The sequence below is a fragment of the Leifsonia poae genome (assembly GCF_050632195.1).
GTDB classification, from domain to species: Bacteria; Actinomycetota; Actinomycetes; order Actinomycetales; family Microbacteriaceae; genus Leifsonia; species Leifsonia poae_C.
The window spans coordinates 192,949-205,188 of sequence record NZ_CP192580.1 but is presented as its reverse complement, the minus strand read 5'-3'; the positions used below and the strand labels follow the sequence as shown (position 1 = coordinate 205,188).

The window sequence follows — 12,240 nt, the reverse complement described above, 5'->3', positions numbered from 1 at the left end:
GTGGTGCCTAGAGGTACTCGAGCAGGTCGGACGCGAGTCCGGTGTACGTCGGCGGTGTGAGCGCCAGCAGTCGCTGACGAGCCGCTTCTCCGATGTCGAGGCTGTTGACGAACTCCGTTAGCCCGGCGTGGTCGACGCGCTTGCCGCGGGTCAGCTCCTTGAGCATGGCGTACGGGTCGGTGATCTGCGAGCGACCGGCGGTGACCTCCGCGCGGATAACGGTCTGGATCGCTTCGCCGAGGATCTCCCAGTTCGTGTCGAGATCGGCTAGCAGCAGGTCGCGATCGAGCGCGATCTGGCCGAGCCCGCGCTGGATGTTGTCGAGGGCGAGCAGGGAGTGCCCCAGGCCGACGCCGATGTTGCGCTGCGTCGTCGAATCGGTGAGGTCGCGCTGCAGTCGGCTTGTGACGAGGGTCGCGGCCAGCGAGTCGAGCACGGCCGAGCTCAGCTCGAGGTTCGCCTCGGCGTTCTCGAACCGGATCGGGTTCACCTTGTGCGGCATCGTCGACGAGCCCGTGGCACCCGGTTCGGGCGTCTGCCGGAAGTACCCGAGCGAGATGTACGTCCAGACGTCGGTGGCCAGGTTGTGGAGCACCCGGTTGGCGTGCGAGACGCGGTTGTAGAGCTCAGCCTGCCAGTCGTGGGACTCGATCTGCGTCGTAAGAGGGTTCCAGTCGAGGCCGAGGCTGGTGACGAACTCGCGCGAGATGCGCGGCCAGTCGGCCTCTGCATCCGCAACCCGGTGGGCAGCGAAGGTGCCCGTTGCGCCGCTGAACTTGCCGAGATACTCGGTGCCCTCGATCTGCTTCCGGATGCGCTCCAGCCGGTACACGTACACCGCTAGCTCTTTGCCCATGGTCGTCGGCGTCGCAGGCTGGCCGTGCGTGCGGGCGAGCATCGCGTCATCCCGATACTCGAAGGCCTGGTCGCGGATCTCGGCGATGACCGCACGGAATTTGGGCAGCCAGACCTCGTTGATGGCCGCGCTCACGGTGAGTGCGTACGAGAGGTTGTTGATGTCCTCACTGGTTGCCGCGAAGTGGGTCAGCTCGGCGATGTGGTCGAGTCCGAGCGCGTGCAACCGCTCGCGCACGAGGTACTCCACCGCCTTCACATCGTGCTTTGTGGTGGCCTCCAGCTCGGCGAGTCGGTCGATCTCCGGCTGACCGAATTCGGTGGCCAGTGCGCGAAGGGACTCGATCTGCTGCTCGGTGAGCGGGCTCGCACCGAACATCCGGTGACCCGTCAGGTAGATCAACCACTCGACCTCCACCTGCACGCGGGCCCGGTTGAGGCCGGCCTCCGAGAGGAAGTCGCCGAGGCCGAGCACGGCGGAGCGGTAACGCCCGTCGAGGGGGCTCAGGGGCTGGGGAGGCAGGGCGGTCATGAGGCTCCTTGCGTGTGGGGATACGTTCTATTCTCCCGCATGCGCGCCTCTGCGCCGACTCCGAGACGGCTGGTCGAGCGCCCTCTGCTACGAGCGCCGGGTGAGCGGGCGCAGGATGAGGCCGAGCAGCCAGGCGATGATGCTCAGCACCAGCGCACCCAGCACGCCCCACCAGAAGCTCTCGACGAACAACCCGAAGCCCATCAGGCTGCTGATCCAGGCGACGAGCAGCAGGAGAAGGCCGTTCACGATGAGCGAGATGAGTCCGAGGGTTAGCACGTAGAGCGGGAAGGCGACGACGCGGATGACCGTGCCGACGATCGCGTTGACCAGACCGAAGATCAGAGCGACCAGCAGGTAGGTGAGGATGGTCGGCAGCTCTCCTTCCGCGTACGGGCGAACGGTGACGCCCGTGACGATCAGCGTGGTGAACCAGAGCGCGAGGGCGTTGATGATCAGCCGCAGGAGGAATCTCATGCTGCCCATGATGGCAGGGGTCGCCGACCAAGACGAGGGGCTGGAGGAATTCCCCCGCCGGTATGCGGCCGCCGGTAAGTTGGGTCTGTGAGTACCAACGAAGCCGGTGGCGTGAACCTCCGCCCCGAGATCGTGGCTGTTCCCGCATACAAGCAGGGTCGGGTCGCGCCCGCCGACGGCTTCAAGCTGTCGAGCAACGAGAATCCCTTTCCGCCGCTTCCCGGAGTGGTGGATGCGGTGGCCGCTGTTCTCAGCGACCTCAACCGCTATCCGAACGCCGGCGGACTTGATCTGCGCGAGAAGCTGGCCGAGCGGCACGGTGTCTCCGCGGGGCAGGTGCACCTGGGCAACGGCTCGGTCTCGCTGCTCTCGCAGCTCATCAGCGCGGCAGCAGGTGCCGGCGACGAGGTCGTGTACTCCTGGCGGTCGTTCGAGGCGTATCCGGGGCTGGTGACTGTCGCCGGTGCCACGAGTGTGCAGGTGCCGAACCGCGCAGACGGGTCCCACGACCTGACGGCTATGGCGGCTGCCATCACCGATCGCACCCGCGTCGTCATCGTGTGCACGCCGAACAATCCCACCGGAACGATCGTCTCCGCAGCGGACTTCGAGGCGTTCATGGCCGCGGTCCCAGCGACGCTGCTGGTTCTGCTGGACGAGGCGTACTACGAGTTCGTGACCGACGAGACGTCCGTCGACGGCATCCCGCTGCTGAGCCGCTACCCCAACCTCGTCGTGCTGCGCACGTTCTCGAAGGCATACGGGCTCGCTGCCCTGCGAGTCGGGTACGCCGTCGGACCGGAGTGGGTACTCGACGCAGCGCGCTCCGCCGCCATCCCCCTATCGGTCACCGACGTCGCCCGCGTGGCGGCACTCGCATCCATCGACGCCGAAGAGGAACTCATGGAGCGCGTGGCCCGCATCGCGATGCGTCGCGACGAACTGCGCGCGGCGCTGATCGAGCAGGGCTGGACGGTTCCGGATGCGCAGGGCAACTTCATCTGGCTCGCCACCGGCGACGAGACGACCGCCGCCAACGAGGCCTTCTTCGACGCCGGGCTGACCGTTCGCGCCTTCGCCCCGGAGGGCATCCGGATCAGCGTGGGTGAAGAGGAGTCTGTGGAGAAACTCCTTGAAGTGGCCGGGGATATTGTGCGGAACCTACCAAATGGGCACCCCGGCAAGCGGTTAGGTTAGTACGGTGGCTGCCACGAACGATAACCAGCGCCCGGTCGACACCGTTCAGCTCCTGACGGCCGATGGCCGTTTTCAGCCGAGCGATCCCGCTGCTGAGTACATCCCCTACCTCGAACGACTCACCGAGAGCGACTATCGGCGGTTCTACCGCGACATGGTCGTCGTGCGGAAGTTCGACCACGAGTCCGCGAACCTGCAGCGTCAGGGCCAGCTCGCGCTCTGGGTGCCGAGCCACGGTCAGGAGGCGGCCCAGGTCGGTTCGGCGTATGCCGCCCGCCCGCAGGACCACATCTTCCCGTCTTACCGGGAGCACGTCGTCGGGATGATCCGCGGCCTCGACCCCGTCGACATCCTCCGGATGCTGCGCGGCGTGACGCTCGGTGGCTGGAACCCGGCGGAGAACGGCAATTTCCATCTCTACTCCCTGGTGCTCGGCACGCAGAGCCTGCACTCGACCGGCTACGCCATGGGGATCCAGCTCGACGGCAAGGCGGGGACGGGTGACCCGAGCAAGGATGAAGCGGTCATCGTCTACTTCGGCGACGGCGCATCGTCGCAGGGTGACGTGAGCGAAGCGCTCGTGTTCGCCGCCAGCTACCGCACCCCGCAGGTCTTTTTCCTGCAGAACAACCAGTGGGCGATCTCGGTGCCGGTTGAGCGCCAGTCGCGCACCCCGCTGTACCTTCGCGGCAGCGGCTTCGGCATTCCTGGAACCCGGGTCGACGGAAACGACGTTCTCGCGAGCTACGCGGTGACCGCGAAATGGCTCGACGAGGCTCGCGCAGGCGAGGGCCCCGCTCTCATCGAGGCGATGACCTACCGCGTCGGCGCCCACACGACGGCCGACGACCCCACCAAGTACCGCACCGAGGAAGAGCTGCAGTCGTGGATCGCCCGCGATCCGATCGCGCGCTACCGCACATACCTTGCCGACCTCGGCGTCGGGGAGTCGTTCTTCGCATCCGTCGACGAGGAGGCCGCGGATCTCGCCGCGGACGCTCGGCGCCGCCTGCTGGAGGTCACCCCGCCGCCCCTCGACGCGATCTTCGACAACGTCTATGCCGAACCGCATCCGCTGATTGCCGAGCAGAAGGAATGGGCGCAGAACTACGAAGCGTCCTTCGACGAGGAGCGCGCATGAGCGACCTGAACCACCGATTTCCCGTGATCGTCGATCGCACCGGCGACGCGGATGCACACCTCGAGGTACACGAGGCCGAGCTCGTCGACGAGACGGAAGCATCTGTTTCGGACGATGCACCGATCGAAGAAGCTGAGGTCGTCGAGCCGGAACCGGCGTACACGCCCGCCGCGGCGTTCGCCGAAGACGACGCGGCCGAGACCGACCCATCGTCCTTCGCTCCCAAGTCGGAGTTCGAGGAAGAGGACGAGATCGAGGCCGACGTCGTCGAGGAGTCGGTCGTAGACGCGCGTGACGAGGCCGTTGCCGTCGAGAGTGTCGAAACGGCCGGCGGCGAGGCTGAGCCGGCCGTAGCATCCGTCTCCCCGGCTCCGGCTGCCGAGGCCCCGCAGACGCCGGCGAACCCCATCGTCTCGATGCCCCTGGGCAAGGCCATCAATAAAGGCCTGCACGACGCGATGGCGAACGACCCCAAGGTCCTGCTCATGGGCGAGGACATCGGACCGCTCGGTGGTGTCTACCGGGTGACCGAGGGACTCCACGCCGAGTTCGGACCGCAGCGGGTGCTGGATACGCCGCTCGCCGAGTCGGGCATCCTGGGCACGGCCATCGGCCTCGCGATGCGGGGCTACCGACCGGTCTGCGAGATCCAGTTCGACGGGTTCATCTTCCCGGCGTTCGATCAGATCACCACCCAGCTCTCCCGGATGCGCAACCGCCACGAAGGCAGCATCACGATGCCGATCGTCATCCGTGTGCCGTACGGCGGCCACATCGGGTCGATCGAGCACCACTCGGAGAGCCCGGAAGCGTATTTCGCGCACACCCCAGGACTGCGCGTCGTCAGCCCGAGCAACTCGCACGACGCTTACTGGATGATGCAGGAGGCCATCGCCTCAGACGATCCCGTGCTGTTCTTCGAGCCGAAGAGCCGCTACTTCGTCAAGAGCGAGATCAACCTCGCCGAGAACGCCTCCCCGCTTCACTCGGCTCGCATCGCCCGCGTCGGAACCGACGTGACGGTGGTTGCCTACGGCGCCATGGTATCGACGCTCCTGCACGCTGCCGATCTCGCCGCCGAGGAGGGAAAAAGCCTCGAGGTCATCGACCTGCGCTCGATCTCTCCGATCGACTACGAGCCCGTTCTCGAATCGGTGCGCAAGACGGGCCGCCTCGTCGTCGTGCAAGAGGCGTACGGCAACGTGAGCGTGGGTTCCGAGATCGCCGCGACCATCGCCGAGCGCGCCTTCTATTCGCTTGAGGCGCCGGTCATCCGCGTATCGGGCTTCGACACCCCGTACCCGCCGTCGAAGGTGGAGGCCATGTACCTGCCCGACGCCGACCGCGTGCTCGAGGCCGTGGATCGCAGCCTCTCATACTGACCGACCGGCCGACTGAAAGAAGTGGCACCATGAGCGATTCGAAGTTCCTCCTCCCCGACGTGGGTGAAGGCCTGACCGAGGCGGAGATCGTCTCGTGGAAGGTCGGCCCCGGCGACACCGTGGCGGTCAACCAGGTGATCGTCGAGATCGAGACGGCGAAATCGCTCGTCGAGCTGCCCTCGCCCTTCGAGGGCGTCGTCGGCGAACTCCTCGTCTCCGAGGGAGACACGGTCGACGTCGGAACGGCGATCATCACGGTCTCCAACGCCGGCAGTACGGCCGAGCCGGTCGCAGAACCGGTCACGGAGGTGCAGGAGGCGGCAGCGGATGCCGCTGCCAGCGTGTCGCACGAGGACGCACCGACCGCGGAGCCGGCGAACGCGCCGCTCGTCGGGTACGGAGCATCCGGACACGGGTCGAGCCGTCGCCGCAGGGCGACGCATCCCGGAACGCATGTGACGCAGTCGGCGCCGGCCGCGTCCGGAACCAGCGCGCCCGCCGGCGTGAGTGCTCCCGCCGTGCAGTCGGAGACGGCTGCGCCCGCTGCCACCTCGCTCACGGTGCGCCCGGAGGTCGCCGTCGCGGCAGGCGTTCCCGTGATCGCCAAGCCGCCCATCCGGAAGCTGGCCAAAGACCTCGGAGTCGACCTGAGCGTTGTGACGCCCACCGGGCCGATCGGCGACGTGACCCGCGACGACGTGTTGCGGGAGGCCACGCAGGTGAGCGTGTTCCGCAACATCCAGACGCCGGAGTGGCCGAACGACCGCGAGGACCGCATCCCCGTGAAGGGTGTACGCAAGGCGATCGCGAACGCGATGACGTCGAGCGCGTTCAGCGCTCCCCACGTGAGTCTCTTCGTCGACGTCGATGCGACCCGCACCATGGAGTTCGTCAAGCGTCTGAAGAACTCCCCGGATTTCGCCGGCGTGAAGGTGTCGCCGTTGCTCATCATGGCGAAGGCGATCATCTGGGCCGTGCGCCGAAACCCGACCGTCAACTCGTCGTGGACCGACGAGGAAATCATCGTCCGTCATTATGTGAACCTCGGGATCGCCGCGGCGACGCCGCGCGGGCTCATCGTGCCGAATGTCAAGGAAGCGCAGGACATGTCCCTGCTCGACCTGGCCGGTGCGCTCGAGCAACTCACACTGACCGCGCGTGACGGCAAGACTCCCCGGCCGACATGGCGGGCGGCACCATCACGATCACCAACATCGGCGTCTTCGGGATGGACACGGGCACGCCCATCCTGAACCCGGGCGAGGTCGGCATCGTCGCGCTCGGCACGATCAAGCAGAAGCCGTGGGTCGTCGACGGCGAGGTTCGCCCCCGCTTCGTGACGACGCTCGGCGCTTCGTTCGATCACCGGGTGGTCGACGGAGACGTCGCCTCGCGCTTCCTCGCCGACGTGGCATCGATCATCGAAGAGCCTGCGCTGCTGCTCGACTGAGGCGCGGTCCCTAGGCTATGGGGATGGTCGACATTGCGATCGTTGAGCCCGCATCCGTGGCACGGGATGAGGCGCTCGCCCTGTACGACTCGGTCGGTTGGAGCGCATACACGAAGGACCCGGATCGGCTGCTGGCCGCGCTCGCCGGGTCGAGTCGCATCGCCACGGCACGCCTCGACGGTCGTCTCGTGGGTCTCGCTCGCGTTGTGACCGACGCGTCGAGCATCCTGTATCTGCAGGATGTACTGGTCGAGCCCGCCCAACAGCGCACCGGCCTGGGGCGACAGCTGGTCTCGGCGCTTCTCGACGCGTATCCGGATGTGCGGCAGAAGGTCTTGATCACCGACGACGACCCCGGACAGAAGGCGTTCTACGAGTCGCTCGGATACGAGGACGTGCGCGAGGCCCACGGCGGAATACTCCGGGCGTTCGTGCGTTTCGATTGAAGCGCTCCGCACTGGTTTTGACAATCATTATCAATAAGCTCTACAGTCGTAGAGTACCCAGTCGGGCACTCCCATCGACTTAGACAGGTCCCCCTGCATGAAGACGCGTTCCCTCGTCTCGCTCGCCGCACTCCCCGCCGCCGCTCTGATGGCGGCACTCGCACTGACCGGATGCTCGACCAGCGCATCCGGGACCACCGACGGCGAGCTCTCCGTCGTCGCCAGCACGAATGTCTACGGAGACATCGCCCAGACCATCGCGGGGGATGCGGTCAAGGTCACCTCGCTCATGAACAACCCAAGCCAGGACCCGCACTCGTTCGAGGCGAGCGCCCAGAACCAACTGGCGCTCTCGAAGGCCGACGTCGTGATCGAGAACGGCGGCGGCTACGACGACTTCATGGACACGATGTTGAAGGCCGGGGGTACCAAGAAGGCCACAGTGATCAATGTCGTCGACCTCTCCGGCAAGAAGGCAGCCGATGGTGAGCTGAACGAGCACGTCTGGTACGACTTCCCCACCGTGCAGAAGCTCACGGACAAGCTGGTCGACGTGCTGTCGAAGGCAGATGCATCCCAAGCCACGACGTTCAAGCAGAACGGCGAAGCGTTCACAGCGAAGCTGGCCGGCCTGCAGAACCGCGAGGCCGAACTCAAGCAGCAGTATGCGGGCGCCGGTGCGGCTGTGACCGAGCCGGTGCCGCTTTACATGCTCGACGCGATCGGTCTCAAGAACAAGACGCCCGAGGCTTTCAGCGCTGCGATCGAGGCGGGCACGGATGTGTCCCCCGCCGTTCTCAAGGAGACGCTCGACCTCATCTCCGGCGGCAGCGTGAAACTGCTCGCCTACAATGCGCAGACCAGCGGCCCCGAGACGGAGAAGGTCCTGTCGGCTGCGAAGTCAGACGGCGTCGCTGTGGTGCCGGTCACCGAGACGCTTCCGAGCGGCAAGGACTACATCAGCTGGATGACGGCCAACCTCGACGCCATCGGAAAGGCGCTCGCCGCATGACGGACACCGAGCCGCTCGGCCTCGTGACTCCCCCGTCGGAGCGCGAAGTCGTTCTCAGCCTCCGGAACGCGAATCTCGGATTCGGCGACCGCACCCTGTGGAGCGGGCTCGACATCGACGTGCACGCCGGTGAGTTCGTGGCGGTGCTCGGGCCCAACGGTTCGGGCAAGACCAGCCTCTTGAAGACCATCCTGGGCCAGCAGCAGCTCGACTCGGGAACGATCGAGTTCGACGGCCACCCCGTGCGGCGCGGCGACAGGCGCATCGGGTACATCCCGCAGCAGAAGCTCATCGCCGCGGGCACGCCGATGCGCGCACGCGATCTCGTCGCGCTCGGTGTCAACGGGCACCGCTGGGGGCTGCCGTTCACGACGCGCGCCGATCGGGCCCAGGTCGAGAGCCTGATCGACGCAGTCGGGGCCCGGCGCTACGCCAACGACCCGGTCGGGAGCCTCTCCGGCGGCGAGCAGCAGCGGCTGCGCGTCGGTCAGGCGCTTGCCGGAGACCCTGCGCTCCTGCTCTGCGACGAACCGCTGCTCTCGCTCGACCTGCAGCACCAGCGCGGTGTGAGCGAGCTGATCGACCGGCGCCGGCGCGATCACGGCAGCGCTGTGGTCTTCGTCACGCACGACGTGAACCCGGTTCTCGGGATGGTCGACAAGGTGCTCTACCTGGCCGGCGGCCGGTTCCGTGAGGGCACTCCCGACGAGGTTCTGCGCAGCGACGTGCTGACCGACCTGTATGGGACGCCCGTCGACGTCATCCGCAGCCGCGGACGCATCGTCGTTGTGGGGATTCCGGATGCGGAGACCCACGACCACCACGAGCACGCGCGCACCGCGCATCCGGAGCCCGCACTGTGATCGCCCACCTCGCCGACTCGCCCGACCTCTGGTCGCAGCTCTTCAACTTCGCCAACTACGGCGAGCTGCTGGCGCTCGTCAAGAACTCGATTTTCGCCGGTGCGGTGCTCGGAATCGTCGGCGGCCTCATCGGCGTCTTCGTGATGCAGCGAGACATGGCCTTCGCCGTGCACGGGATCAGCGAGCTGTCATTCGCCGGGGCTGCGGCCGCGCTGCTGATCGGTGCGAACGTTGTGCTGGGATCGCTCGCCGGATCGCTGATCGCCGCGATCCTCATCGGCGTGCTCGGCGCCAAGGCGCGCGACCGCAACTCCATCATCGCCGTGCTGATGCCGTTCGGGCTGGGGCTCGGCATCCTGTTCCTCGCGCTGTATCCAGGGCGGAGCGCGAACAAGTTCGGCCTGCTGACCGGCCAGATCGTATCGGTCGACGACCCGCAGCTCGGTTCGCTGATCGTGATCGGCGCGATCGTCGTGGTCGGCCTGCTGCTCGTCTGGCGGCCGCTGACGTTCGACAGCCTGGATGCGGACGTCGCCGCATCCAGGGGCGTACCGGTTCGGTTCGTGTCGATCGCGTTCATGGTGCTCCTCGGGCTGGCGGTGGCGGTGTCCGTGCAGATCGTCGGCGCGCTCCTCGTTCTCTCGCTGCTCGTCACGCCGGCTGCTGCCGCGATGCGCATCTCGTCGTCGCCGCTGGCGGTGCCGCTGTGGAGCGTGGGATTCGCGCTCGTCTCGGTCGTCGGAGGCATCATGCTCGCGCTCGGCGGATCCCTGCCGATCAGCCCGTACGTCACCACGATCTCGTTCGTCATCTATGTGGTGTGCCGGATCGTCGGTGCGCGACGGGGCGCTCGCAGCGGCCGACGTGGGAGTCGTGGCGCCGCCGCGGACTCACGGCCTCTCGTGAGCCAGGCGGGATAGCCTGGAACTGTGAAACGCAACACTTGGCAGCGAGAAGCCGTCCGCGAGGCATTGACCTCGACGGAGGGTTTCATCAGCGCGCAAGGATTGCACATGTCGTTGCACGAGACCGGCTCCCCCATCGGTCTCGCCACGGTCTATCGCGCGCTCGCCGACCTGGCGACCGAGGGCGACGCGGACTCGCTGCAGTCCCCCGACGGCGAGAGCCTCTACCGCGCCTGCACCACAGGTCACCACCACCACCTGATCTGCCGCAACTGCGGACTCACCGTCGAGATCGAGGCGGATGCGGTCGAGCAGTGGGCTCAGGCGGCCGCCGCATCCCACGGCTTCACCCAGGCGCAGCACGTCGTCGACGTGTTCGGGCTCTGCGAGAACTGCTCGCGCGCATCCTGAGTCCCACGACTGATTTGGCCGGGGGCCTTGCGTCACGTAGTATTGATGTTTGGCTGAGTGGGCCTCTCCCATTCAGATCGTACGCAAACCCCTGAAATCCTCGGATCGAGGGTGTTGAGCGTGCCGACAAGTGACCTTGGGCGGAGCATTCGGCTCCGCGGTATTGGAGAAGACAATGGCAGCAGTGTGCCAGGTGACGGGAGCCGTTCCAGGCTTCGGTCACGCAATTTCGCACTCGCACCGACGCACCAAGCGTCGTTTCGACCCGAACATTCAGAAGAAGACGTACTTCGTTCCGTCGCTTCGCCGTAATGTGACCCTGACCCTGAGCGCCAAGGGCATCAAGGTCATCGACGCCCGTGGCATCGAGTCCGTGGTCAAGGACCTCCTGGCCCGTGGGGAGAAGATCTAATGGCAAAGCAGCAGGACGTTCGTCCGATCATCAAGCTTCGTTCGACGGCAGGCACCGGTTACACCTACGTGACCAAGAAGAACCGTCGCAACAACCCCGACCGTCTCGTGCTCAAGAAGTACGACCCCGTAGTGCGCAAGCACGTCGACTTCCGAGAGGAGCGCTAAACACATGGCTAAAACGTCCAAGATCGCCAAGAACGAGCAGCGCAAGGTAATCGTTGAGCGCTACGCCGCGAAGCGGCTCGAGCTCAAGAAGGCCCTCGTCGACCCGAACGGCACCGACGAGTCGCGCGAAGCGGCCCGCCAGGGCCTGCAGAAGCTTCCCCGCGACGCTTCGCCGATCCGCGTTCGCAACCGCGACGCCGTCGACGGCCGCCCGCGCGGAAACCTCAGCAAGTTCGGCATCTCGCGCGTTCGCTTCCGCGACATGGCGCACCGTGGCGAGCTGCCCGGTATCACCAAGTCCAGCTGGTAGACAGCGCACGACGCACTCACGAGAGGGCATTCGGCTTCGGCCGGATGCCCTCTCGCGCGTTCTGGGCGCGTTCGAGCCTGGGTAAATCGTGAAATAGGCCGGGAATCCGCGTGTTTCCGCGGGTTTCTGATACATTCGAGGCGGTCAAGACGACCAAACGTTACGGCCCGCGTGGCCTCAACCGTTCCATCAAGAAAAGCTGGAGAACCAGCAAAAGGTCCGAGGAGGACACTCAATGGCTGACAAGTCGCTGAACAAGACCGAGCTCGTTTCCGCTATCGCCGCATCGACGGGTCAGAGCCAGGCTGCCGTCGGTGGCGTGCTCGACGCCTTCTTCGCTACCGTCGCGGACACCGTCTCCAACGGTGGCAAGGTCACCATCCCGGGCTGGCTCGCTGCTGAGCGCACCGAGACCGCTGCCCGCACCGGCCGCAACCCGCAGACCGGCGCCGAGATCAACATCCCGGCCGGCCACCGCGTCAAGCTGACCGCCGGCTCGAAGCTCAAGGCTGCCGTCAAGTAGTCTCACCTCTACTGAGGCACAGCTTGAGAAGGGGACACCGCGCACGCGGTGTCCCCTTCGTCGTTCCCGCCCGGCCCAACGCAATCGAGTCCGGCCGAAATCCCGCTAAAAGCACGCGCATAAGGGGATTTAGGCTGGAGTCGATTGCGCTGGTGGG

The 12,240-nt window shown here is 66.3% G+C and carries 14 protein-coding genes and 1 pseudogene; 13 read left to right on the top strand and 2 right to left on the bottom strand.

The features are described from left to right. Positions 1–7: 7 nt before the first annotated feature. Both purB and ACQ86A_RS01140 read right to left on the bottom strand, forming a co-directional pair. A complete protein-coding gene (gene purB / locus ACQ86A_RS01145; RefSeq protein WP_431278816.1) occupies positions 8–1,387 on the bottom strand; it encodes an adenylosuccinate lyase in 1,380 nt (459 codons plus the stop codon). Between the two features lie 87 nt (positions 1,388–1,474). After that, positions 1,475–1,864 carry a phage holin family protein gene (locus tag ACQ86A_RS01140; protein ID WP_431278815.1) on the bottom strand — a complete coding sequence of 130 codons (390 nt, stop codon included), beginning with the start codon at positions 1,862–1,864 and terminating at the stop codon, positions 1,475–1,477. 87 nt (positions 1,865–1,951) lie between these two features. Between ACQ86A_RS01140 and ACQ86A_RS01135 the strand changes: the two genes are divergently transcribed. From ACQ86A_RS01135 to ACQ86A_RS01075, 13 genes and pseudogenes are all read left to right on the top strand, one after another. Further along, positions 1,952–3,061 (top strand): histidinol-phosphate transaminase, encoded by a 1,110-nt coding sequence (locus tag ACQ86A_RS01135; protein ID WP_431278814.1) that lies wholly within the window; start codon positions 1,952–1,954, stop codon positions 3,059–3,061. A gap of 4 nt (positions 3,062–3,065) precedes the next feature. Then, entirely contained in the window at positions 3,066–4,202 is a 1,137-nt protein-coding gene (gene pdhA / locus ACQ86A_RS01130; protein WP_431278813.1) for a pyruvate dehydrogenase (acetyl-transferring) E1 component subunit alpha, read from the top strand. 416 nt (positions 4,203–4,618) lie between these two features. Continuing rightward, positions 4,619–5,584, top strand: coding sequence for an alpha-ketoacid dehydrogenase subunit beta (locus tag ACQ86A_RS01125; protein ID WP_431280502.1), 966 nt, complete (start codon positions 4,619–4,621; stop codon positions 5,582–5,584). A 29-nt stretch (positions 5,585–5,613) separates the two neighbouring features. Next, a pseudogene (locus tag ACQ86A_RS01120) lies at positions 5,614–7,034 on the top strand (dihydrolipoamide acetyltransferase family protein). Positions 7,035–7,057: 23 nt separating this feature from the next. Beyond that, positions 7,058–7,480 (top strand): GNAT family N-acetyltransferase, encoded by a 423-nt coding sequence (locus ACQ86A_RS01115; RefSeq protein WP_431278812.1) that lies wholly within the window; start codon positions 7,058–7,060, stop codon positions 7,478–7,480. Between the two features lie 97 nt (positions 7,481–7,577). Beyond that, a complete protein-coding gene (locus tag ACQ86A_RS01110) occupies positions 7,578–8,492 on the top strand; it encodes a metal ABC transporter solute-binding protein, Zn/Mn family (protein ID WP_431278811.1) in 915 nt (304 codons plus the stop codon). Beyond that, a complete protein-coding gene (locus ACQ86A_RS01105; RefSeq protein WP_431278810.1) occupies positions 8,489–9,355 on the top strand; it encodes a metal ABC transporter ATP-binding protein in 867 nt (288 codons plus the stop codon). The genes ACQ86A_RS01110 and ACQ86A_RS01105 overlap by 4 nt, the downstream gene beginning before the upstream one ends. Beyond that, positions 9,352–10,275, top strand: coding sequence for a metal ABC transporter permease (locus ACQ86A_RS01100; protein WP_431278809.1), 924 nt, complete (start codon positions 9,352–9,354; stop codon positions 10,273–10,275). Before ACQ86A_RS01105 ends, ACQ86A_RS01100 begins: the two co-directional genes overlap by 4 nt. Before the next feature lie 9 nt (positions 10,276–10,284). Continuing rightward, a complete protein-coding gene (locus ACQ86A_RS01095; RefSeq protein ID WP_431278808.1) occupies positions 10,285–10,671 on the top strand; it encodes a Fur family transcriptional regulator in 387 nt (128 codons plus the stop codon). Between the two features lie 175 nt (positions 10,672–10,846). After that, the gene (rpmB, locus tag ACQ86A_RS01090) at positions 10,847–11,083 is read left to right on the top strand and encodes a 50S ribosomal protein L28 (RefSeq protein WP_431278807.1); all 237 of its coding nucleotides are present in this window, start codon (positions 10,847–10,849) and stop codon (positions 11,081–11,083) included. Beyond that, positions 11,083–11,250, top strand: coding sequence for a 50S ribosomal protein L33 (rpmG, locus tag ACQ86A_RS01085; RefSeq protein WP_085367414.1), 168 nt, complete (start codon positions 11,083–11,085; stop codon positions 11,248–11,250). Before rpmB ends, rpmG begins: the two co-directional genes overlap by 1 nt. Before the next feature lie 4 nt (positions 11,251–11,254). Further along, a complete protein-coding gene (rpsN, locus tag ACQ86A_RS01080; RefSeq protein ID WP_431278806.1) occupies positions 11,255–11,560 on the top strand; it encodes a 30S ribosomal protein S14 in 306 nt (101 codons plus the stop codon). A gap of 235 nt (positions 11,561–11,795) precedes the next feature. After that, positions 11,796–12,083, top strand: coding sequence for an HU family DNA-binding protein (locus ACQ86A_RS01075; protein ID WP_431278805.1), 288 nt, complete (start codon positions 11,796–11,798; stop codon positions 12,081–12,083). The last annotated feature ends 157 nt before the right edge of the window (positions 12,084–12,240 follow it).

What these genes read in the sequence shown, in the direction of transcription:
- purB (WP_431278816.1), bottom strand. Translation starts at nt 1,387, where the DNA reads ATGACCGCCCTGCCTCCCCAGCCCCTGAGCCCCCTCGACGGGCGTTAC.
- rpsN (WP_431278806.1), top strand. Translation starts at nt 11,255, where the DNA reads ATGGCTAAAACGTCCAAGATCGCCAAGAACGAGCAGCGCAAGGTAATC.
- ACQ86A_RS01115 (WP_431278812.1), top strand. Translation starts at nt 7,058, where the DNA reads ATGGTCGACATTGCGATCGTTGAGCCCGCATCCGTGGCACGGGATGAG.
- ACQ86A_RS01075 (WP_431278805.1), top strand. Translation starts at nt 11,796, where the DNA reads ATGGCTGACAAGTCGCTGAACAAGACCGAGCTCGTTTCCGCTATCGCC.
- ACQ86A_RS01105 (WP_431278810.1), top strand. Translation starts at nt 8,489, where the DNA reads ATGACGGACACCGAGCCGCTCGGCCTCGTGACTCCCCCGTCGGAGCGC.
- ACQ86A_RS01110 (WP_431278811.1), top strand. Translation starts at nt 7,578, where the DNA reads ATGAAGACGCGTTCCCTCGTCTCGCTCGCCGCACTCCCCGCCGCCGCT.
- ACQ86A_RS01140 (WP_431278815.1), bottom strand. Translation starts at nt 1,864, where the DNA reads ATGAGATTCCTCCTGCGGCTGATCATCAACGCCCTCGCGCTCTGGTTC.
- ACQ86A_RS01125 (WP_431280502.1), top strand. Translation starts at nt 4,619, where the DNA reads ATGCCCCTGGGCAAGGCCATCAATAAAGGCCTGCACGACGCGATGGCG.
- rpmG (WP_085367414.1), top strand. Translation starts at nt 11,083, where the DNA reads ATGGCAAAGCAGCAGGACGTTCGTCCGATCATCAAGCTTCGTTCGACG.
- rpmB (WP_431278807.1), top strand. Translation starts at nt 10,847, where the DNA reads ATGGCAGCAGTGTGCCAGGTGACGGGAGCCGTTCCAGGCTTCGGTCAC.